Source organism: Maribacter luteus (assembly GCF_009674825.1).
Classification (GTDB): domain Bacteria; phylum Bacteroidota; class Bacteroidia; order Flavobacteriales; family Flavobacteriaceae; genus Maribacter_A; species Maribacter_A luteus.
Genome location: NZ_WKJH01000024.1, coordinates 63,761 through 88,259, shown reverse-complemented (window position 1 = coordinate 88,259; position 24,499 = coordinate 63,761). Strand labels below are relative to the sequence as shown.

Genomic DNA, 24,499 nt, shown 5'->3' with positions numbered 1-24,499 from the left:
TGTAAAAAGAGTACATATGGCCAATAAAAAAGGTGGCTGTATGTACTACAGCCACCTCATTAACTAGACTAACTCAAACTAACACTACTATTATTTTTTCATATTTAATACCCTGGGTTTTGTAATAGATTATCATTTAAACCTAGCTGAGAGGTAGGTAATGGGAATAAATAATTATCCCTAGAGAAATTACGTATGGATGCAGGTTGTATCGTAAGACAAACCCTTTCACCTACTCCTGTTGTAGTCGATTCAGCGAGGTAATTATAGGATTCAGGGGTGTATAGTTCACTGTTATCTTCATATATAGTACCTTCTATAACGGCTCCATATACGCCTTCACCTAATTCTTCCTCGGCGATTCCCCAACGTCTTAAGTCGGAATATCTTGATGCGCTCTCAGCATAAAGTTCGATAGCGCGTTCCCTTCTGATTTCCGTTTTGATGTCCATATTATGTTCGGTTAAAAAGGCGTTGGAGATAGGAGGTAATCCGGCCCTGGCCTTAATCAGGTTTATCGACGCATCCATTTCGGCATCAGTTAAACCACCATTTAATTCATATAGTGCTTCAGCGTACATTAAATAAACTTCAGCTAAACGTAATAGAGGAATGTCGTAAGATTCGGTCTTTGTTGCTCTATAAGCATCTTCTGTATTCCATTTCCAACTCATGAACTTTGAATTGAAATAACCGTTATTATTTGACCCGTCTAATTCTACATCTTCATTCTGTGGAATTTCACCTAGATTTTTATGATACGTAAAATATGCCCTCATTCTATAATCCCTGTTTTGGTACTCATCGGGTGTATTCGCATAGCCTTGGAATTTTTCAGATTGGTCTATGGGCAAACCATCGTCACATAAAAACAGATCCATCATTTTTCTGCTTGGCTTTAACCTTCCTTCGTATACATGGCTTACCAAATCACCAGCTTGTCTATAAATGAAATCGTATTTGCCATAAAGAATGAATTCTTTATTCGTGGCCTTGTCTAAACCAGCTGGGTTGGATCCACTATCTTCTAAATTAAACAAGAAATTGGAGCTCAAATTATCAAGAACATCGTTGTAATTCCATAATTCAAAGGTGCCTGAATTCATCACAGATTGCGTAAGGGAAACCACTTCCTGTAAATAAGGTATTATGTTCGAAGCATCATATCCTGCACTACCGGCTCCGGTACTAGTACCGTCACCATCAGTGGTAGTTCCCACATACTTCATCCATGTAGCTTCATGTAATAAAACGTCTGCCTTAAAGCCCATAGCAGCTTCCTTACTAAATTTACCTTTGTCCTCAGAACCTATATTTGCTTCATTGGGCAACCCTGCAATGGCATCGTCCAAATCAGCTATAATTTGGGCAACAACTTCATATCTACTATTGCGCGGAGCATATAATTCTTCAGAATCTACATCTATAGATGTAGTTATTAATGGCACACCTCCAAAACGTTGTACTAAAAAGAAATACTGCCAGGCTCTATGCATTTTTGTAGCAGCTATATATTCCGCGATACTTTCTTCCCCCTCATAAGTCTCTGCCCGCTCCAATAAAAGGTTCATGTCCCGGATATATTCATAGGTGTCGGTATAATAATCATCATCTACGGGAGCTAGGGTCTCACCTCTACCATATTCTTGCATGTCACCCCCTTCGTAATAACCAACTAAATCGGAACCGTGATCGGAAAATATTCCTTGATCATCTTTCCATCCCATCAAGTACGGATAAAACCTATTAGATCCCGTTAAAAAGTGTTCGGCTTCTGTGTAATACACATCGTCAGTGATAGACGCTGGTGGTGTTAAGTCTATAAATTCATCTTCACATGAGGTAAAGAATACCATGATACATGGTACTATTATATAAATTATTTTTTTCATTTGAATGTTTTTAAATTTTATATTAAATATCTTAATACTTATAGAGATACTTTTACACCTAATGCCCATGTACGCATAAATGGGTAGGTAGCGCTATTTGCACCCGCTATAGACTCTGGGTCATATCCATCTTTTACTTTCGTAAATTCAAATAAATCATTCCCAGAGAAGTATAAGCGCAAGTTATCAATTGGTGTATTGCCAATTTGTAATCCTTTAAAATTATATCCTATTATTAAAGATTTTAACCTTAAATATTGGTTGTTCTGTCTCATGAAATCTTTATTTACATAATTCCAACTTGCTGCACCACCTTGTGTAGATAATCTAGGAAATTCCGAATTAGGGTCTTCTTCGGTCCAAGTTCTTCCTAACCATGTTGCGGACTGGTTTTGCCATACAGCTTGAAAAGGTGCCGAAAAATAACCTGTTCTTACAATATATTGTTGCAATGCACCTTGAAAGAATGTACTTAAATCCCAGTTTTTATATTTTAAATCCAAATTAAAACCATATACATAATGTGGAGAAGAATCTCCATGGTAGGTAAGGTCTTCAGTGTCAATGGTTCCATCACCATTGGAATCTACGATTCTTGTGTCACCTGGAACCAAACCGGCGGCAGTTCCTTGATCCTTAAGAAGACCTCCAGAGTAATTTGCATAGTATTCATCAACTTCTGCCTGATTGGCAAAATAACCATCAGTATCATACAAATAAAAGGAGTTAATGGGTTTTCCTAGAATATTTTCATCATCGTCCACATCATTTAAACCAGCTTGGATAGACTCGGCACCATCATATTCCGTAATTTTATTTCTTGAGTCGCTCATATTGGCACCCACGCTTATATCCAAATCACCTATATTACCATTCCATCCTAATTGAACTTCCCATCCTTTTGTCTCCAAAGTTCCTGAATTGGTAAGTGGAGCACCTGTTCCAAGAACATCTGGATAAACAAGGCTTACTAGCATATCATTATTGTCTTTCTGATATAAATCTATTGAACCGAATACTTTATTGTTGAATAATCTAAAATCCAGACCAATTTCCTTGGTTACGATACGTTCCCAAGTTGTTGTATCACTAAACAAACTGCTGGCTCTTGTTGTAACTTGTTGCCCGGCATTAGTTTGTCCAAATACAGTGGTTCCAAAGCCAACAGTTGATAAGTAGCCAAAGTTTCCGAAACCGGATGTACTTCCTAACTCACCATAACCGCCACGTAATTTTAAGAAAGAGATGGTATTACTATCTTTTAGAAAATCTTCGGCACTAATCACCCAACCACCAGATGCACTAAAGTAGTTAGACCATTTTTTTCCTTCAGCAAACCTGGAGGAGCCATCGCGTCTACCTTGAACTTCTAATAGATATTTTTGTTTAAAATCATAATTAAAACGTGCTATATAACCAAAAGAACCCCAGGTGTTTCCTCCACCTTCTGTTTCTATGTTCTGATCTGTGGCACCGAGGTTTAAATCATATACTCCATAATCTACAAAACCAAATCTTTTAGCTCTAAGTCCATTATTTTCATTTCTCTCAGCTTCTATAGCTAGTAAACCAGTTATATTGTGATCCCCAAAACCTTTGCTGTAATTTAATGTGGATTTATAATTTTTATAGGTGATGTTACTAGTTTCTTCTTCAATATATGTCTTACTAGGAGCGTTGATATACGTAGCGAAATCTCCTTGCCAACTATATAGAGGAACTGACAATGCGTATTCTTGATCTTCACTCTGTTGCCTACTTATAGAATAAGAACCGGTTATATTTAAATCGTCTGTTATTTTATAAGTCGCTTGAGCAAAAATTTTCATTTGTTCATCTATATAATTTTGACGACCCCCATCTATGACTTGTGCCACGGCATTTCTAGCTCCTGCTATATCTACACCGCCAAAAACAGAATAATATTGCCCTTGTTCATTATATGCTGGAAATAATGGTGCATCATATGCGGCAGCATCTCTCTCTAAACCTCCTGTCGGTCCTGAAATATGTCTATGAAAATAAGAGACATTCGTATTTAAACTTAATCTGTCGGAAATATCAACATTATAGTTTAAACTAAAATTATACCTTTTCGAAGAATCATCTGCAACTTTTAGTCCACCTACGTTTTCATCATATCCAGCGGAAATACGGAAATTACTTTTTTCTGTACCTCCAGAAACACTGACATTATGTTGGGTCGAATACGAATTACCGAAAAGGTCATCAAACCTATTTCCTTCAGCCAACCAAACCCTTCCATTAATAGGTAAATCATAATATCCTTCTTCTCCAGCAGCAATTCTTTCTAAGGTTTCATGGTTATTCCAAAAGAAATAGTTAGGACTTTTACCGGCGGCTAAATCAGAATCCACTGCCGCAAGATAAATATCTCCATATTCTGTCATTGTTGGTGTTGGTGGGCGAATGCCGATAGTACCCATACGTGTAATGGTACTTAATTCAACCTTAACGTCTCCTTTACCTTTTTTTGTGGTTACTAAAATAACACCTCCTGCTGCACGGGATCCGTATACAGATGCTGATCCTCCTTTTAGTACACTAATACTTTCTATGTCATTCGGATTCATTTCATTGAATGAAGATGAATTTATAGTTGGTACTCCATCAATTACAATTAGTGGGTCTATACCATTTACAGAAGAAGCTCCCCTGATTAGGAAATTAATATCCTCATTACCAGGTCTAGATGACCCCCTAGTTACGACTAAACCCGGTGTTCTGCCTTGCAGTGCAAGGGCAGGACTACCTGTTGCTATATCTTCAAAAGCTTCAGCCTTGACCTGTTCAACTGAACCGGTTAAGGTCTCTTTTTTTGCAGTACCGTAACCTACAACGACAACTTCGTCCAAAGCAGTAGTATCAGGGGCTAGGTTCACATTAATCAGGCTTTTTGTTCCCACTTGTATTTCTTGGGTAACATATCCCAAATAAGAGAAAACCAAAATAGCATTGGAAGAGGGCACGGTTAAGGCATAATTACCGTCAAAATCCGTTACGGTACCCGTGGTGGTACCTTTTACAACTACGGCGACACCTGGTAAGGGCGTTCCGTCATCACTACTTATAATTGTACCTGTTACATTTGTTTCTTGTAGTTCGTCATTTGTTAAGACCGAATTCTCCAAATTGGAAAATAAAGTTTCCGCTTGCATTTGGTGCGTCCCGAAAACCAAAAAACCTACAATGAAGCATAACTTTGTGAAAAGCTTCAGTTTTGTTTGATAGATTAGTTTAATCATAGAATTATTCATTTAAAGGTTCATAAAGTTAGTTTACTGTAAAAAAAACAGCTCTAGAACTGTTGATTTGACAATTGTTAAGGCAATGTTAATTAGAAATAAGGGAAAGGTCTATAAATTATCATTCAATGGGTATAAATTATAATCTCTTTTATAAAAACGGGTAATAAATTATAGTTAAAGAGACTTTTGGGACTTTTGGGATTACTTTGTCAAAAAACATTAAAATACACCGACTTTTTTTATTTTCAATATTGAATCCGATGGCTTTTTATCATCCTGGGCATATATCTATAGTTCTTATTGCTTATTACGTAAAAATGAATCTAATAACCAGATAAACAGTATATTAAATGGTTTTTAGTTCTCGTGTTATGCTTTGTTTTAATTCATTTCATCCGGTATTTTTTCTTGTTGAAAGGGTGTTGTTCCTTTGTCTGGTTTATGTAGTTGTAAAATGATATTTTATCAAGGTTCTTTGGTTCAATTCCATTTTTTTGACTAGAATCCATCAATAATTCTTTTGCATTGTTCCAAAGTTCTTTTAAATCACAAATCTTATAAAGTGGGATGATATTTTATAGGATATGAATGATATTTTATCTCACCTGTAGGCTAATCTCGGTAAACTTGTATTCAAGAATTTCAGCATAAATTTTTTTGTTAAGGGTGCTTCAAATTGCTCTCGAGGTTTTAATGATTTTCTTTTTTAATTACTAATAGATTTTAATGAATCCACAAGGGTTCGAAAAATATTTCAGATGAGAATAAGGCTACCACTAATTTTATTTGTTTCGTTATTGATTTTTTCATGTGCCTCTGAAAAAAAGGAGGACTTAGGTTTTTCTCCTAATAAAGTTTTACAGGAAAATGTGTTAAAGATTAAAACAACGGAGAAAGCCCTTGGGGATGTTGATCAATTTCCGAGAAATATCCCGAACGGACAAACGACTTGGGCAACTGTTGATGTACAGGATTGGTGCAGTGGGTTTTGGCCCGGTGTTTTGTGGTATGCCTTCGAAGCTTCCGGTGATGAGTATGTAAAGGAAGAGGCTGAGAAATTTACGGCCCCGTTAAAGACCATAGCCTACAGCCCTGCAAAAAACCATGATATAGGATTTATGGTATATCTTAGTTATGGCAATGGTTATAGGTTAACCGGTAACCCTGAATATAAAGAGGTACTATTGTCAGCCGCCGATACTTTGGCCACGCTTTACAATCCTAATGTAGGGAGTATACTTTCATGGCCTTCCCAAGTAAAGAAATTTAGGCATAACACGATTATAGATAATATGATGAACTTGGAGTTGCTTTTTTGGGCGGCCAAAAACGGTGGTAGTCAAGATTTATATGATATTGCGGAAAGTCATGCCAATGTAACCATGAAAAATTTGGTTAGACCAGACAGTGCCATTTACCATGTCGGGTCTTTTGATGAGGTCACAGGTGAATTCATTGAAGGTAAAACACATCAAGGTTATGCAGATGAATCTATGTGGGCTAGGGGGCAAACGTGGGGAATTTATGGTTTTGCCGTTGCATATAGGGAAACAGGTAGAAAAGATTTTCTCGATACTTCGATAAAGGTCGCCGACCATTTCCTAAACCGTTTACCCGAAGATGGAATACCTTATTGGGATTTTGATGATCCAAAAATACCAAATGCGCCGAAAGATGCTTCTGCCGCTGCAGTCGCCGCTTGTGGGTTACTCGAATTATCTGGCCTTGTCGAAGATAAAGGGTTAAAGAATAAATATATAGATGCAGCGACGAAATTAGTTACTATATTATCTTCTGATAAGTATTATAGTGGAGATGCCAATCAAGCTCTTTTATTGCATTCCACTGGGCATTATCCTAAAAACTCGGAGATTGACATTCCTATAGTTTATGCAGATTATTACTATATGGAAGCCTTATTGCGTTTAAAAAAGTTGAACGAAACTCAAGAAAGTAAGGCTGTAGCTAAATCATAACTATATATGAATATGAACCTAACATATAATAATCTTATTCTTATACTGCTAGGGATGTTCTGTTTTATTGGCAAAGCACAGACGATACCGTATACACAAGGTAGGATCGTTATCAGTTCGGACGGTAATGAGCACGATCATGATGATTGGGCAGCAACACCTTTCTCCTTGGCACTCATTGCAGCTAAAGGACTACAGGATAGTCTTACCGTTTACACTTTCAGTGATCATATATGGGGCAGCAACCATGAAAAGACAAATGGAAAGGAAGAGATGTTGATCAGTGCCCTTGAAGGAAAAAAAGTATTCAACTTTGAGAATTCAAGTTTTATCGAAGCAGTGGAGCATCCTAAAAAGGCAATTCGCGCGATTACCGATGAAATCAATAAATCGAACCAAAATAGCCCTTTATATATTATTGCGGCCGGACCAATGCATGTGGTTGGCAGTGCCATTGAAAAGGCAGATCCTTCCAAGTTGAAATTTGTGCGGCTTATATCACATTCCAATTGGAATAATGACCATGCCAACAAACCTTATGATTGGGAGCAACATACAGGGTGGACATGGGATGGTATCAAAGACAAATTCGAACCCATGGGTTTGGTTTTAGATCGTATAGTGGATCAGAATGGTGGTAAGGACTACGAGGGCATGAAAGCACCACGCGAGATGTTCGATTGGATCAAGACATCGCCAGTGCGAAAAGATTCCTCCCAAAAGGAAAAACAATTGGATTGGTTATACCAACGTCAATTGACCTGTATTAAAAAAGGGGAATTTGATCCTTCGGATGCAGGAATGGTGATTTACTTATTGACCGGGAAACAAAAAACAAGTCCCAATGATGCCAAAGAGATTATTGAGCATCGGGTTCGAGGATAACCTACAGAAGCCCAGATGTCTTTTTGTTCTATGGGTTCGTCTAAATCTATCGCTTTTAAGGTTTTTTGATGGATACTTAAAGGAATGGGCCATTACTAATTAGAGTATTGAAATTAATCAAATGGAGAAATTGAAGAACTTTATATTGCTTTTTGTTTTAGTATTTGGGCCCGTAAAAGCACAAAACACTTCCGATAGCACTGATATTACTCAAGAACAGCGAATGGAATGGTGGCAAGATGCGCGTTTCGGGATGTTCATACATTGGGGCGTGTATTCCAAAGCTGGCGGTGAGTGGAAGGGGGAAACGAATCATGCGGAGTGGTTGCAGTTTACGGCTAAAATCCCCCTTCAAGAGTATAAGGAATATGCAAAAACCTTTGATCCCGTAAAATTTGATGCCAAAGAATGGGTGTCTATCGCAAAAAATGCTGGAATGAAATACATTGTGGTCACTTCAAAACACCATGATGGTTTTGCCATGTATAATTCCCAAGTAAACGATCATAACATCATAAAGGGTTCCTCCTTTCATCGGGATCCACTTAAAGAACTGGCGGAGGAGTGCAAAAAGCAAGGTTTGCGTTTTTGTGTGTACTATTCATTAGGTCGGGATTGGGAGGATCCGGATTGTCCTACGGGGTATGCGGGCAACATTGCCTGGCGAAGCAACCTTATTGATTATCCGATTGAAAAAGACAAGAAATTACAGCGATACCTAGATAGGAAAGCCATTCCCCAAATTAAGGAACTGTTGACCAATTATGGCGATATCGGGGTCATGTGGTTCGATACCTATGAGTTGGTAAGTAAACAGCAAGGGCAGAAAATAGTGGATATAATTAGGGAATTGCAACCCAAATGTATCATCAATAGTAGGGTCGGTCCTTGTTTGGGGGATTATACGGTCAATGAGCAGGAAGTACCCGAAGGAATATCTATAAAACCTTGGGAAAGTTGTATGACTATGAATAACCATTGGGGGTATAACAAGGCCGATGACAATTGGCGGACAGGGGAAGAGTTAGTACACCATTTAATCGACATTGCCAGTAAAGGAGGTAATTTTTTACTGAATGTAGGTCCTACGGGAGAAGGTGTTATTCCCACTGAATCTGTAGAGAGATTGAAAGTGGTTGGGGATTGGATCAAAGTGAATGGCGAGGCCATTTACGGAACGACCTTTAGTCCATTCGAAAAATTCGTTTGGGGTCGTTGTACCCAAAAGAAAGAAAATGGAAATACTATATTGTATTTTTCAGTATTCAACTGGCCTGAAAATGGTGAGTTGATTGTTCCCGAGGTACATAATAAAGTAATGAAATCCAGCTTGTTGGCTTCTGGAAAACAAATAAAAACCCATTCTTTAGATAACGGACTGGTAATAAAGTTACCCAATTCAGCACCAGATCAATTAGCAACTGTAGTTAAAGTAGTGGTAGAAGGGGTTATAGACGATCCAAGCTCGAAATAAGTATTTCTAAAAAAGAATAGGGTGGTTTTATATTAAAAACGGTCAGAGAATTTAAAAAGAGTTAATAAGATAAAAATGGGGGAATATTTTAAACATATGATTTTTGCCGTGCTCATAGCATTTACATCATCATGTTTGGCTCAAAACCCTATTAAAGCTAATCTGAAAGAAGCCCCCATAAATGGTGGCTTCCAAATGGAAGATTATTGGGTTTGGGGGAGTTCTGTGATTAAAGGGGACGACGGTATCTACCATATGTACGCCTCCCGTTGGCCAAAATGGTTGCCTTTTCATCCGGGTTGGATGGTCGCTTCAGAGATTGTTCATGCCACCTCGGATGTTCCTGAAGGACCTTATAAATTCCAAGATATGGCCCTAGGGGCGAGAGGAGCACAATATTGGGACGGCAGGTCTTGCCATAACCCTAAAATCGTAAAATATAAAGGGGTCTATATTCTTTATTATATGGGGTCTACGCATCCTTTTGAAGATCTTACAAAAGATAATATCGATGAATTCGATTTAAACAGTAAATGGTGTATTGCAGGCCGATGGGGAAAGCGTGTTGGAATGGCTACTTCCGATAGCCCGTACGGCCCATGGAAACGTTTGGATGCCCCTATATTGGATGTTGGTCCGAATACGTTTTATAGTTTTTTAACTTCAAATCCGTCTCCCTTGATCAAGGAAGATGGCTCGGTGGTTTTACTCTTTAAGGGAAGAAGCTATCAGGAAGATGGTATAAAACACAGTGATATGGCCATTGGTGTGGCAACGGCCCCCAGATATGATGGAATGTATTCGGTTGTAAAAAACGAACCCTTGTTCTCAATGGAACGTTTTGGGGAAATCGAGGATCCACATCTTTGGAGCGATGATTCGGGGTATCATATGATCGCAAAAGACCAACGGGGTAAAATAACCGGGGGGCAGGGCGATGGACTTTTGGCACATTCCAAAAACGGTATCGATTGGGTTATAGACAAAAACCCGAAAGCATATACGAAAACAATTCAGTGGGATAATGGTGATACCATACGTCAAGGACAATTGGAACGCCCATTTGTCTTGGTTGAAAAAGGGAAGCCAACCCACATATTTTTTGCTACCATGGATGGCCCTGGAGGTTTTGGTAACGGTACAAAAACTTGGAATATGGTAGTTCCATTACAATAGAATAACTTTAATCACTTATAAACCAATAAAGATCAAAATAAAAATGAACAAGAAAATAATTTTATGGTCCATTACCGCAGCACTGGCAGGATTTTTATTCGGATTTGATGTAGTTGTTATTTCCGGAGCGGATAAAAAATTGCAGGCCTTATGGGAGTCATCGGACGCATTTCACGGTTGGGTGGTCATGGGTATGGCACTTTGGGGTACGGTAATAGGTGCCATTTTCGGTGGTATACCAACAAATAAGTTCGGGCGAAAGAACACGTTGATCGTCATTGGTATTTTATTTGCTATTTCGGCCTTGGGCTCTGGACTGGCAAGTGGTCCTTGGGTATTTGCAATATTCCGTTTTATAGGTGGTATCGGTGTAGGTGCATCGACCATAGCGGCACCGGCGTATATCTCTGAAATAGCCCCGGCGAAAAATAGGGGCCGATTGGTAGCGATGTACCAATTCAATATCGTTTTTGGAATTTTGATCGCATTTTTGTCCAATTACCTTTTAAGTGGTATTGGGGAAAATGACTGGCGTTGGATGGTAGGTGTCGAAGCCATACCAGCAGTACTCTATATTCTTTTTGCTTTGAGAGTACCTAAAAGTCCACGATGGTTGTACGCTAAGCACAAAATTGAAGAAGCAAAAAAAGTATTGGCGGTAATCAATCCGGATATTCCTGTAGAGGAGCAATTAAAGGCTTTTCATAGTGATAGTGATGAAACGGATACTACGGAGACCATTTTCATGAAAAAGTATAGGTTCCCCCTAACATTAGCTTTTTTAATCGCATTTTTCAATCAATTTTCAGGGATCAATGCATTTTTATATTACGCCCCAAGAATCTTTGAAGAAGCTGGCCTAGGGGAAAGTACGGCCTTGTTAAGTAGTGTGGGTATTGGGGTAACCAATCTTGTTTTTACCTTGTTAGGGGTTTTTCTTATTGATAAACTAGGGAGGAAAACTTTGATGTATATAGGTTCGGTAGGTTATATCATATCACTAAGTTTAGTATCGGCGGCATTCTTTTTAGGTTGGTCAGGAATGGCCGTTCCCATCTTTTTGTTTTTGTTCATAGCGGCACATGCCGTTGGTCAAGGTGCGGTAATCTGGGTATTTATTTCAGAAATATTCCCCAATCATTTAAGGGCTTCAGGACAGTCTTTCGGTAGTTCTACCCATTGGATTTTAGCTGCTCTCATTCCCTCTTTGATTCCATTTTTATTCAACCACCCTATGATAGGGGCCGGAGTCGTATTCCTGTGTTTTGCCATTATGATGGTGTTGCAATTATTGTTTGTAGCCTTTATGATGCCGGAAACCAAAGGGAAGACCTTAGAGGAATTGGAAAAGATAATCTTAACGAAAAAATAATCGGAACGGTTTAAAATGAAAATCAGGATAACAATTGGCTTAATCTTTTTTTTAAGTATATCGACATTTTCTTATGCCTCACGAATCGACACCCTTGTGGTCCATAGTTCGGTGATGGACAAGGACATAAAGAATGTGGTGATTACCCCCGATTCCTATTCGGAAAAAGGGAAAGCCTTTTCGGTAATCTACCTCTTACATGGTGCAGGTGGGGACCATAAGGATTGGCTGAAGAAAGCCCCGGAAATAAAAACCTATGCTGATTTCTACGATGTGATCATCGTTTGTCCCGATGGATATAAAACAAGCTGGTATTTTGATAGTCCGGTCGATCCTACAATGCAATATGAGACCTATATTTCAAAAGAGCTCATTTCAGCAATGGATACTTCGTACAATACCAAGTCCAATAAGGAAAATAGGGCTATAACAGGATTGAGTATGGGTGGCCATGGGGCACTCTATTTAGCTTTTAAACATCACGATATTTGGGGTGTTGCGGGCAGTATGAGCGGAGGGGTCGACATCCGACCATTTCCCTTACGATGGGAGATTTCTAAAAGATTGGGTACATATGCCGAAAACCCTGGTAATTGGGAAAGCAATACCGTAATGAATCTGGTGCATTTATTGGACGGTAAAAATTTGAAATTCCTATTCGATTGTGGTGTCGATGATTTTTTCTACGATGCCAACAAAGGATTACATGAAAAATTGGTGGAACGGAATATTCCACACGATTATATAGAACGCCCAGGAGGGCATACCAAGGCATATTGGAGAAATTCCATCAAGTATCAAATGTTATTTTTCAATGATTTTTTTAAAGCGAATACATATGAAACCCAGATTGATTAGTTTTTTTTTACTACTGACGGTTATTGCGAGTGTATCTTGTAAACCAAATGGTGCATCTTCAAAAAAAGAGGAACAATCCAAAAAGGAAACGATTGCAAAGCAACCGAACATCGTAGTATTGTTATGCGACGATTTGGGGTATGGCGATCTGTCGTCTTTTGGCCACCCAATTATTAAAACCGAGAATTTGGATAAATTGGCCGCATCGGGGATCAGGCTTACGAATTTTTATTCCACCGCACCGGTTTGTTCCCCCTCACGTGTCGGAATGCTTACGGGAAGGAGTCCAAATAAAGCTGGAGTCTATGATTTTATTCCCGGACTTAAGAAAAGTGAGGATAATAGGGATTTGGTACATCTTCAAGCTTATGAGGAAACGATTCCGGCCATGTTGAAAACTGTGGGATACTCGACGTGTTTAGTGGGTAAATGGCATTGTTCTTCTAGGTTCAATTCCGACCAACAGCCACAACCCAACGATTTTGGCTTTGACCATTGGATGGCTACACATAACAATGCAGCTCCCAGTCATAAAAACCCTAAAAATTTTGTTCGTAATGGGCAAGAGGTGGGTGAGATTGAAGGGTTCAGTAGTCAAATTGTGGTCAATGAAGCTATTCAATGGTTAGATAAGAAAGATGGGGACAACCCGTTTTTTCTGGAAGTTGCCTTTCATGAGCCCCATGAACCCATTGCATCACCCGAGGAATTGGTGGAAAAATATATGCCCTATGCCGAAACCCGGGAACAGGCGGAATATTTTGCGAACGTTGAAAATGTAGATAGGGCCGTAGGCCGATTGATAGCTTATTTGGAAAAAAACCATAGTGGTAATACGCTGATTGTCTTTAGTTCGGACAATGGTCCGGAAACCCTATTACGATATGGTGAAAAAGCCAAACATTCTTACGGATCTCCCGGTGAGTTGAAGGGAATGAAATTATGGACGAATGAAGCCGGATTCAGGGTGCCGGGAATTATAAGTTGGGTAGGGGAAAACAAGGTTTCCGGAACAAAGGATGCCGTAGTATCGGCCTTAGATTTTTTACCAACATTTGCAGAATTATCAGGGGCCAATTTGCCCAATAGGGAATTGGATGGCGAATCCTTTAAATCCCTTTTGGATACCGGGGAGTTTGCACGCAGTACACCTTTGATCTGGGCTTTTTACGATGCGATCAATGAACGTAGGGTAGCCATGCGAAAAGGGGATTGGAAAATCATGGGGCGCTTGGAAGTCGACAATAACACCTTACCCCATATCCATAATTTATACGATGGGAATGAGGCCCTTGTGAAAAGTGCCAAGCTTACCGACTTTGTCTTATTCAATCTGAAGGAAGATATCAACGAATCAGAAAATTTGTCGGTAAAGGAGGCTACGGTTTTTGAAAGTATGAAGAAAGAGTTTGAAATACGATATAAGGAATTATTGGAGGATAGCCATATTTGGGTTCGTAATCAGTAAGATTTGAAGTAGATAGGATATGGAAATACTTGAAAAAATCATTAAAATGAAAACATTGGTGAATATAAATGTTGTTAATAAAACCATAGTACTGTGCACGCTTTTTGCGATAATATTGGGGTGCACTGGTCATGAAGTAGTGGAAATAAAATCACCGGACGCATCCAAAAAAATCGTGTTTTTGGATGATGAAAATACGAACAGCGTTACTTTTTCGGTGTATTATGATAATAAGAAGGTCATTCAAACCTCAGTTTTGGAATTGCTTTCGGAAGACCTTGATTTTTCCGGGAAAATTTCCGTCATAGGTATGGAAAATACCTCGGAAAATACGACTTGGAATTCCAGGTTCAATGAGTTGAGTACCATACCAGACCATTACAATCAAACAAAAATATTTTTAAAGCAGGGCGAGGCGAAACTGAATATCATTGCAAGGGCTTATAATGAAGGGGTTGCTTTTGCCTATGAAATCCCTGAGCAAAATACGATAAAGGAAATAGGTATAAGTGAAAATATCCATTATAATTTTTCGGAGGATTATCCCGTTTGGTCTACCCCGAAACGTGAAAAAGGAGTACTTACCGCACAAGGGGAATACCGGAAAATCCCTATGACCGAGTTACAGGAAGGAGCAGAACGTCCACTGCTGATTGAGATGGGTGATAGTGTTAAAATTGCCTTGGCGGAAGCACGATTGGTCGATTATGCCCGATTGGGTTTCAACAAAGGTAATTCATCGAAATACAGTATAGTGTCCTCCCTTGATGGTAAAACAAGCCGGCAAAAACAAGACACCATTACCGGAGCTGTAATAGCCGATAGTAAAATTGAAGGGACCAAGGTGCACAAAAAGCTACCTTTCCAATCCCCATGGCGTGTGGTCATGATGGGAAGTAGTTATGGCGAATTACTAGAGAACAATTACATTGTTCAAAATTTAAATCCTCCTTCGGAAATTGAAGATGAATCTTGGATAACCCCTGGAAAGGTGCTTCGTGAAGGCACCTTAACAACTCAAGGTGGATTCGCGGCCATCGATTTTGTAGCGAGCCATAATATGCAATATGTGCATTTTGATGCCGGTTGGTATGGCAACGAAATGGACGATGCCTCCGATGCTACTACGGTTACCTTAGATCCCAAACGCTCTAAAGGTCCTTTTGATATTGAGGCCATTTGCGCGTATGCCAAAGAAAAAGGCATTAAGGTCATGCTGTACGTTAACCGTAGGGCTTTGGAAAAACAGTTGGACGAGATATTGCCATTATTTAAAGAATGGGGCGTTTCCGGAATTAAATATGGTTTTGTACGGGTTGGGGACCAAGATGCCACTACCTGGATGCATGAAGCCATAAAAAAAGCCGCTGAATACAAAATGGTTGTAGATGTGCACGATGAATACCGGCCTACGGGCTTTTCTAGAACTTACCCTAATTTATTGACACAAGAAGGTATTCGTGGCGATGAGGAAACCGTGCCGAACGAACATACTTTGATCACCATGTTCACGAGGATGTTGGCAGGCGCCGCCGATAATACGGTGTGTTATTACAACAAAAGAGTGGATAAAATGGGTTCCCATGCCTCTCAATTGGCGAAAACGGTTTGCATTTTCAGTCCATTACAGTTTTTATACTGGTACGACAAAGCTCCGGCAGCCCCCATAAAAGACGATGCACTTTGGGGCAACACCAATACCATTGGAAATGAGCCTGAGTTGGAATTTTTCAATAATGTTCCAACCACATGGGATGAGACCAAAGTGTTGCAAGCAGAAATTGGAGCACTGGGGGTTATTGCCCGCAGAAAAGGCAACGATTGGTTTATTGGAGGCATCAACGGTCCCATGGAGCGTAAAGTATTGGTTGATTTTTCATTTCTGGAGCCTGGCGCTAAATATATGGCCAAGGTATATACCGATGATGAGACTGTTAAAACCAGAACTCAGGTCAGAATCGAGGAGATGGAAGTAACAAACGAGTCAAAATTAAATTTCGATGTGAAAAGCAATAATGGTTTTGCCATGCAGATCACTAAACTATAATTCAAATTGAACAGATGAATAAATCAAATCTATTAAGAATGTTGTCCGTTTTCCTTGTACTGGGAATGGTTTCTTGTAAATCAAAAGGCGAGCAGAAAACCGCAGAAAAAGCGGAGAAAAAAGAATTGCCTGCCAAACGGCCCAATATCATCTTTATGATGTCCGATGATCATGCCTATCAGGCCATTAGTGCCTATAGCGATCATTTAATCGAAACGCCTAATATCGATCGTATTGCGGATGAAGGGATTTTATTTACCAATGCCACGGTAACCAACTCGATCTGTGCGCCTTCAAGGGCCACGATATTAACCGGTAAGCATTGTCATATTCACGGAAAAGTGGATAATGTTTTTCCGTTCGATGAATCGCAAACCACCTTTCCGCAGCTCATGCAAGAGGCCGGTTATCAAACCGCGATGTTCGGAAAATTACATTTTGGGAATAACCCAAAAGGAATCGATGAGTTCAAAATCCTGCCGGGACAAGGGCAGTATTACAATCCCGAATTTAATACCAATGAAGGTCAAATTACGGTGGAAGGTTATGTCACCGACATCATCATGGATATGACGTTGGATTGGTTGGAAAACAGAAGGGATGCGGAAAAGCCTTTCATGTTGTTCTCCTTACAAAAAGCACCCCATAGGGAATGGTTGCCGGCACCGCGCCATTTTAAGGAATATACCAAGAAGACGTTTGTGGAACCAGAAACATTGTTCGATGATTACGAAGGTCGTGGTACGGCCGCAAAAACAGCCGAAATGAACCTTTTGGAGCACATGAACTGGGCAGGCGATTCCAAATTGTATCCTGAAATGATGGCCGAATTGGGCATAAAGGATAAATCGGGCTGGGATCTTGAAGCTTTTGAACGTGAAGTGGGGCGTATGAACCCCGAGCAACGCGCCGTTTGGGACTCGGTCTATAAACCCATGATGGAAGATTTTAAGACAAAATATCCAACCATGGATGACACGGCTTTAATGAAATGGCGGTATCAACGTTATATGCAGGATTATTTAGGTTGTATTGCCTCCGTCGACGAAAATGTGGGTCGATTATTGGATTATTTGGAGGAAACCGGTTTGGACGAAAATACGATCATCGTGTATACTTCGGACCAAGGCTTTTATTTAGGGGAGCATGGTTGGTTCGACAAGCGTTTTGTTTATGACGAGTCATTCAAAACACCGCTGTTGATCAAATGGCCGAACGTTATTACACCGGGTACGACCAATACCGAAATGGTCCAAAATCTTGATTTTGCCCAAACCATTTTGGAAGCGGCCCATATTGAAGCTCCTTCGGATATGCAAGGCGAAAGCTTGATTCCTTTATTGCTTGGTAATGATGGGGAGTGGACCCGGGATGCCGTGTATTACCATTATTATGAATACCCGGGAATCCATATGGTTAAAAGACATTATGCGATCATTACCCAAGAATACAAATTGGCCCATTTTTATTACGATGTGGATGAGTGGGAACTTTACGATCGTAAAAAGGATCCCAATGAAATGAAGAATGTGGTCGATGACCCTGCTTATGCCGATGTGGTAAAACAGTTGAAGGAACAGCTAGTTGAAATGCGTAAGCAATATGGGGATAGTTCGCAGTTGGATCAAGAAATATTGCGAAAATATCTTGAAGCTATGGAAAACCCCGATATAGAAACCGTTCCCCTGCATTAAAAAACACCTTATAAGTACGCATAATCCTTAACCATAGAAACAATATGACAGCCATAAGACCCATAACCTTGTTCTTTAGTTTGATCGTCGCCATCGCTATACAAGCACAAAAAGCATCAGACCATCCACGATTGTTGGTGGCAGATGGCGATCGGGAGGAGGTTTTGGCCAAAATCGAAACGGAACCATGGGCCAAAGCCTCATGGCACATGCTTTTAGAGGAAATAAACCCCTATGTAGACCTACATGTTACCGACTCGGAATGGATTGTCTCACGATTGGCCATGTATTGGAAAGACGGCGAGCGCTATACCCAATGTTATATCAAAGGCCAGGATTGGAATTATGGTGAAGGTAATGCCCCTGTACCCACGGTGCGTCTGCCGGGTATGCGTAAATGGAACGATTATGTGAATGTGCCCTTGGAAGATAGGATCCCGTACAACGAAACTGGCGACATGTTAGGGATCAGTCGGTCAAGTGCCGATAAGACTCCGGTAAAAATCCCGTATAAGGAAACTGGTCATATGATTCGGGCGAACAATATGGAAATTTTAAAACTGGCGGAAAAATCCGCATTTGCATATTTTATCACCCAAAAAGAAGAATACGCCAAGTTTTCGGCCGATATTTTTTGGTCTTGGATATTGGGAACCTATTATATGAATCCGCCCTTAGATCCCGAAGAATCAACTGGCGGACAGGGAGGCTATGAACCTGGGGGGATTATGGGTTACTATGATTATGAAGTGATCCACGACGATCGTCAGATTCCCATGGCGGCCACCTATGACTTTCTATATGATTACTTAAATGCCCATCCGCACGAACATCTTAAGGAAATCAACAAAAAAACGGTCGATGTGGCCAGTGAGGTATTTAAACGTTTTATAGAAATCGGTTTGGTCCGCGGGGGTAAGAAAGGAAACTGGAATGTAAACCGGTATAAGAATATCATAGGCAGTATGCTGGTATTGGAGTCCAATGATTTTTATGAAGATGGTAAAGGGCGGGAGTACTACATTCCGTTTTATACAGAAAAATCGGGAGATCATTATGCTGGTTTACCCGAGATCATGGCCAATTACAATACCGAAACAGGCTTATGGCCAGAATCCCCTGGGTACGCTTCGGGCATGATCCCGACGGTTTTGGACATGGGCATACTATTATATAAGTCCGGCATGAACACGCTGGCAGGAAATCCCATTATCGAAAAAGCGGCTTTGGCAAATTTGGGTTGGTTGGATGCCCGTGGAAATTTAGTCGTTTTTGGCGATATGCGCGGTGGGGCATTCAACATGTCGGCTTTTGAAGCGCTATTGACCTATTCGACATGGACAGGTGATACAAAAACCGCCAAGACCATGGCAACGGTCATCAAGAAGAATATAGAGAACGGTCAATACGATTGGAATGGATCCCAATGGCGGGATATTATCTTGAATCAAACCTTACCGGAATCGGGCAGTGAGTTACCGTATCACAGATCGGCCTATTCAAAATTCCATAGACATATGATCTTAAGGAATGGAAACGATGAAGAAAACGGCCTGATGTTCACACTTTATGGCGGACGCCAAAAGTCGCATTTAGCGGAAAACGGATTGGCGTTTCAATTCTACGGTAAAGGGTGGGCTTTGGCTCCGGATGCATCGGCTTACGAATCGTACTGGTCTCCGGATGCTGGATATCACAGGGGGATTACGGGGTCCAATACCATAATTCCAGGATATAAATCAGGGGAAATCACGGTAAATGCCATGGATCCAAAAACGGAGGATAACGGCTTTTACAATACCGAAGTAACCTCGGAACTGGTGTCTTTTGCCGATGTGTCCGCTGAAGAAAAACGTCGCGTGGTAGCGATGGTACGCACTTCGGAAACCTCTGGTTATTATGTCGATATCTTCAGGTCCGATCAAGATGACAACGATTATTTACATCATAATCTGGGGAATGCGGTTACCCTTAAAGATGCCTCCGACCAAGTGTTGTCTTTAATGGCGGTAAATGACTTGGGAACGGCCCACAATAAGCATTACAGCTTCTTTGAAAACCAACGCAAAGTGGAGTATGACGGCGATTTCAATGCCACTTGGGATATCAATTCGGTATCTCAAGCCTTACACGTAAATATGTGGATGATGGGCCAGGATAACCGGGAATTGTATGTGGTAGATGCTCCACCAACAACCTTACGGGAAGATATTACACCAAAGCAAATCAATAAAAGTCCGGAAACAACGCCAACCTTAATCGTACGTCAGAATGGATTAAATGCACAAGCACATCCGTTTGTTTCGGTATTTGAGCCGTATGCGACAGGTGAAAAATCAATTGAAAAGATTACGAAAGTCGGAGATTTTGGGGATATGGTAAGTTTAAAGGTCACGTCGACACACAGCACTCAGGTCATCTGTAATTCGATTGATGGCAACACGGTATATAAACCAGCAAAAAATTTAAAGTTCAAAGGGACTTTAGGGGTGGCTTCGGAAAAAAACGGAAAGTTTGACTATTTATACTTAGGCAAGGGAAAATTGCTTCAAAACGGCAAGTATAAGATAGAGGCGGTCAATGAAGCGGTTTCAGCAGCATTGCGAATCGAAGACGGTAAGTACTATTATTCATCGGACAAGCCGCTTTTCATTCAAATCAACAAAAAAGGGGCTAAAGAATATCCGGCAGGATATAACTTGGAAATCAAATAGACAAAATGAGAGGGATAACAAAAATACTACTACTGACGGTTTGTCTTTTAATGGGCTCAAAATCATTATTTGGGCAGGAGCTGGGGCATCCTAGGGTCTATGTTACCAATGAGGAAAAAGAAGCTTTTGTAAAGGCCGTAAAGACCGTTGAATGGAAAAAAGAGCTGATTGATAATAAGAAAAAACGGTTGGAAAAATATGTCCAATATTGGGAAAAAGATCCGGAATGGATGGTATCCAGACTGCAAATGAACTGGAAGACCAAGCATGATAAGGTGTATTTAAAGGGGGGTGATTTTTCACATTCCGAAGGTTCGGCACCTGTGCCTACCGTTAGATATTCCGGGACTAGGGATTGGGCAACCGATTATAAAAGGCCAAAACTGGAAGATGTTGAACCTTATTTTGATGACCCCCGAGGCCTTTACTTAGAACATAAGGATACGGGGAAAAAGGAGTGGATCCATCCATCCAAAGCAGGGTTCGCCATTGAAAAAATCAATGACGAGATTATGGGCTTGGTTGCCGATGCTGCTTTCTTATATTGGTTTACAGGGGAGCGTAAATATGCGGAATTCGCGGCCCCCGTATTTTTTAAGTACATCGATGGTATGTATCACAGGGATGCGCCCATCGATTTAGAAAATTCCACCCAACAAAAAATTTCAGGGTTGGCCACTTTTGAGGTCATCCATGAAGGGGTCGTTATTCCGCTGGTAACCACTTACGATTTTCTGTATGCGTATTTTAAAGCTGAAAACAGGGACTTATCAACTGCAGCGGCGGTTTTCCAAAAGTGGGGCGATCAAATCATTAAAAATGGTATTCCCGATAATAACTGGAATTTGTTTCAAGCCCGATTTTTAACTTATATCGCATTGGTTTTGGAAAGTAATGCGACTTACGAAAACGGAAAAGGACGTGAGTATTATTTAGATTATACTTTTACGATTTCAACCGATAGGCAAATAGCCGTAAGTGAATCTTTGAACGTCTACGATCAGGAAACCGGCATTTGGCCCGAATGCCCCACGTATTCTGTGCATGTTATCACAACGCTATTGAAAATATTCACCTTGTTGGATCATGGTACCAACCGGAATGAAATATCGAAATACCCTATTTTGGAAAAAGCGGTATTATCATCATTCCAATACTTGTTCCCTTCGGGTTATATGATAGGGGCAGGTGATGGTGGACATAAGATTTTGCCTCCGGAAAATTTCGAACTTTTAATAGCCAATTATAGAAAGTACCACCAAAAAGAAAAAGAAACGTTGATCTCCGGGTTCTTATCCGAGTTTATGTCTGCTGGATTATATGAAAGAAAAGCTAAGGATTTTTTCAATTTATTCTTTTATGTAGATACTATCGTCGATAGTAAGGCCGATTTGGAGGCCCTAACGACGCCAACATTTTATGCACCGAACATCAGTATGTTCAACCAAAGAATGGGCCAAGGCGATAATGCGGTCATGCTATCCACTATAGGTTCATATGGGAATCATGCACACGCCAATGGTATTTCGATAGAACTGTTCGCCAACAATTATGTGTTGGGTCCAGATTCAGGTAAAGGCCCAAGTTACTGGCACCCGACGTTCAAAAATTACTATGCGAGGATGCCGGCCCATAATACGGTAATCGTGGATGGCAAATCCGATTATAACAACATGCGTACCTATCATCCATTTTCGTTGGATGATAGTTTTCCAAAATCGGGTGAGTCCACTGTTTTTGATAAGGTGACCTTTTCAAAAGTATCGTTTGTGGAACCCGAAACGGTATCCGATCAGCAGCGTTTTTCCGCCATAATAAAAACGAATGCCGATAAAGCTTATGTGGTGGATGTTTTCAGGTCTCGGAAACAAAATGGCGGAAAGCAAAAGCATGAATATATTTATCGAAATATAGGGCAAACATTGGATGTTCAAGATATTGGTTCCAATGGTTTGGAATTTCAAAAAACAAATGACTTAAGCTCAGAACATGGCGATTTAAAGGGTTATGATTTCTTTTCGGATAAAAGGAAAGCAAGTACTTCAAAAGATGTGAACGCGGTATTTACGTTAAAAGAGGACGATAAACCGAATAATGTGATGAAGTTATGGATTAAGGGAAGTGAAAACCAAACCATTTACAAGGTAAAATCACCTAACTCCAACGCATTAAGCGAAGGGACTGCACCAAAGTCCATCTTACAGGATTCGTTGCAAACCTTAATCGTAAAAAGGGATGAAGCCGCTTGGACCAACCCATTTTCCGTGGTTTTTAACCCCTATGTCGAAGGGGAAGCAAATACGGTTGAAAACGTATCATTTTCGGCTTTAAAGGATTATCCACATACACAGATCATAGATGTTTCATTATCGGATAAAATAACTTCAGATAGAATTGTTGTAAATGCATCGGAACTAGATATAGCCAAAACTGACGGGATGTATCAAAAAGGATTATTATCGATCATTAGGACATCAAAAAACGATGGAACATTGGAATTCATGTTTTTGTCCGGAGTAAGCAAAATGGATTACAAAGACTGGACCATCATAGCTTCCGGGGACCCCTTTACCTTATCCATTGAAAAGGTGGGGGAAGGATATGAGGTTCAGAACAATAAACCCGTTACCATTAATTTACCTTATAAGCAAGGGGATAAGCGTGCTACGATTTCGATATACGAAGACGGAAGGACAGTCGCTACGAAGAATGCGGTATTGAATAGGAACAATTCGAATCTGCAATATTTTAAGCTGGAAAAAAACTATGATAAAGTAATAATAGCACAATAGTATAATGAAAACGAAAATCCATATAATACTTTTATTGCTTGTCGTGGGTATGGTCAATGGCCAAAAGAAAAAGGAGGTTATTGATGAATATGCGCATGAACTTGTTTATAAAGTAGTCAACGAGGATACTTTGAAGCTTCAAATTTACAATCCAACTGATTTTAGGGCCAACAAAAAATATCCGACCATAGTGTTCTTTTTTGGGGGCGGTTGGAATGGAGGTTCCATTTACCAATTTAAGGACCAAGCCTTATATTTTGCGTCAAGGGGCATGATTTCCGTTTTGGTGGATTATAGGGTAAAGAATGAACATGGCACTACCCCTTTTGAAGCTGTAAAAGATGCCAAATCCGCGATGCGCTTCTTAAAGACCAAAGCTGATGAATATGGTATCGATACCGATAAAATCGTTGCTTCTGGCGGTTCGGCAGGGGGGCATTTGGCTGCCGCAACATCCTTGCTTCCCGGAATCAATGAAGAAACCGATGATTTGTCGATAAGCCCAAAGGCCAGTGCCCTGGTGTTATATAATCCGGTAATAGACAACAGTGAAAAAGGTTATGGTTACGAAAGGATCGGAGACCGTTATTTAGGGTTTTCGCCCTTACACAACATAAAAAAAGGAGCTCCACCCACTATTTTTTTCCTGGGGGACAAAGACAAATATATACCGGTTTCAACGGCTTATGATTACAAAGCAAAGATGGAAGCCGTAGGGAGTAGGTGTGATGTTTTTATTTATGAAAACCAGGAACACGGATTTTTTAATAGAGGGAAACAAAAAGGTGATAAATATTATGTGGAAACAACGTTGGAAGCTGACGCCTTTTTACGGTCTATAGGTTATTTAAAAGGGAAACCCACCTTGTAATATGATTTAAA

General features: G+C 40.2%; 14 protein-coding genes. 12 read left to right on the top strand and 2 right to left on the bottom strand.

Annotated features, from left to right (window positions below):
- Positions 1-104: 104 nt before the first annotated feature.
- Both GJ691_RS14300 and GJ691_RS14295 read right to left on the bottom strand, forming a co-directional pair.
- A complete protein-coding gene (locus GJ691_RS14300; RefSeq protein ID WP_179955133.1) occupies positions 105-1,892 on the bottom strand; it encodes a RagB/SusD family nutrient uptake outer membrane protein in 1,788 nt (595 codons plus the stop codon).
- 38 nt (positions 1,893-1,930) lie between these two features.
- Complete coding sequence (locus GJ691_RS14295) at positions 1,931-5,158, bottom strand: SusC/RagA family TonB-linked outer membrane protein (protein ID WP_179955132.1); 3,228 nt, start codon at positions 5,156-5,158, stop codon at positions 1,931-1,933.
- A 761-nt stretch (positions 5,159-5,919) separates the two neighbouring features.
- On the opposite strand from GJ691_RS14295, the gene GJ691_RS14290 reads away from it, so the two are divergent.
- The 12 genes from GJ691_RS14290 (at position 5,920) to GJ691_RS14235 (ending at position 24,488) form a co-directional block, all read left to right on the top strand.
- Positions 5,920-7,137: a glycoside hydrolase family 88 protein gene (locus GJ691_RS14290; RefSeq protein ID WP_154368060.1), complete on the top strand. Its 1,218-nt coding sequence runs from the start codon at positions 5,920-5,922 to the stop codon at positions 7,135-7,137.
- A gap of 6 nt (positions 7,138-7,143) precedes the next feature.
- Positions 7,144-8,022 carry a hypothetical protein gene (locus GJ691_RS14285; protein ID WP_154368058.1) on the top strand — a complete coding sequence of 293 codons (879 nt, stop codon included), beginning with the start codon at positions 7,144-7,146 and terminating at the stop codon, positions 8,020-8,022.
- A gap of 121 nt (positions 8,023-8,143) precedes the next feature.
- Positions 8,144-9,496 (top strand): alpha-L-fucosidase, encoded by a 1,353-nt coding sequence (locus tag GJ691_RS14280; RefSeq protein WP_154368056.1) that lies wholly within the window; start codon positions 8,144-8,146, stop codon positions 9,494-9,496.
- 75 nt (positions 9,497-9,571) lie between these two features.
- Positions 9,572-10,672: a glycoside hydrolase family protein gene (locus tag GJ691_RS14275; protein WP_154368053.1), complete on the top strand. Its 1,101-nt coding sequence runs from the start codon at positions 9,572-9,574 to the stop codon at positions 10,670-10,672.
- 43 nt (positions 10,673-10,715) lie between these two features.
- Positions 10,716-12,044: a sugar porter family MFS transporter gene (locus tag GJ691_RS14270; RefSeq protein WP_154368051.1), complete on the top strand. Its 1,329-nt coding sequence runs from the start codon at positions 10,716-10,718 to the stop codon at positions 12,042-12,044.
- A 15-nt stretch (positions 12,045-12,059) separates the two neighbouring features.
- A complete protein-coding gene (locus GJ691_RS14265; RefSeq protein ID WP_154368050.1) occupies positions 12,060-12,902 on the top strand; it encodes an alpha/beta hydrolase in 843 nt (280 codons plus the stop codon).
- Positions 12,883-14,370 (top strand): sulfatase family protein, encoded by a 1,488-nt coding sequence (locus GJ691_RS14260; RefSeq protein WP_154368048.1) that lies wholly within the window; start codon positions 12,883-12,885, stop codon positions 14,368-14,370. The genes GJ691_RS14265 and GJ691_RS14260 overlap by 20 nt, the downstream gene beginning before the upstream one ends.
- A gap of 46 nt (positions 14,371-14,416) precedes the next feature.
- Complete coding sequence (locus tag GJ691_RS14255; RefSeq protein ID WP_179955131.1) at positions 14,417-16,417, top strand: glycoside hydrolase family 97 protein; 2,001 nt, start codon at positions 14,417-14,419, stop codon at positions 16,415-16,417.
- Positions 16,418-16,431: 14 nt separating this feature from the next.
- Entirely contained in the window at positions 16,432-18,111 is a 1,680-nt protein-coding gene (locus GJ691_RS14250; protein WP_246200192.1) for a sulfatase family protein, read from the top strand.
- A 44-nt stretch (positions 18,112-18,155) separates the two neighbouring features.
- Positions 18,156-20,825, top strand: coding sequence for an endo-acting ulvan lysase-like protein (locus tag GJ691_RS14245; RefSeq protein WP_154368044.1), 2,670 nt, complete (start codon positions 18,156-18,158; stop codon positions 20,823-20,825).
- A 5-nt stretch (positions 20,826-20,830) separates the two neighbouring features.
- On the top strand, positions 20,831-23,617 hold the full coding sequence (locus tag GJ691_RS14240; RefSeq protein ID WP_218944455.1) for a heparinase II/III domain-containing protein: 2,787 nt from the start codon (positions 20,831-20,833) through the stop codon (positions 23,615-23,617).
- A 4-nt stretch (positions 23,618-23,621) separates the two neighbouring features.
- A complete protein-coding gene (locus GJ691_RS14235) occupies positions 23,622-24,488 on the top strand; it encodes an alpha/beta hydrolase (RefSeq protein ID WP_154368042.1) in 867 nt (288 codons plus the stop codon).
- The last annotated feature ends 11 nt before the right edge of the window (positions 24,489-24,499 follow it).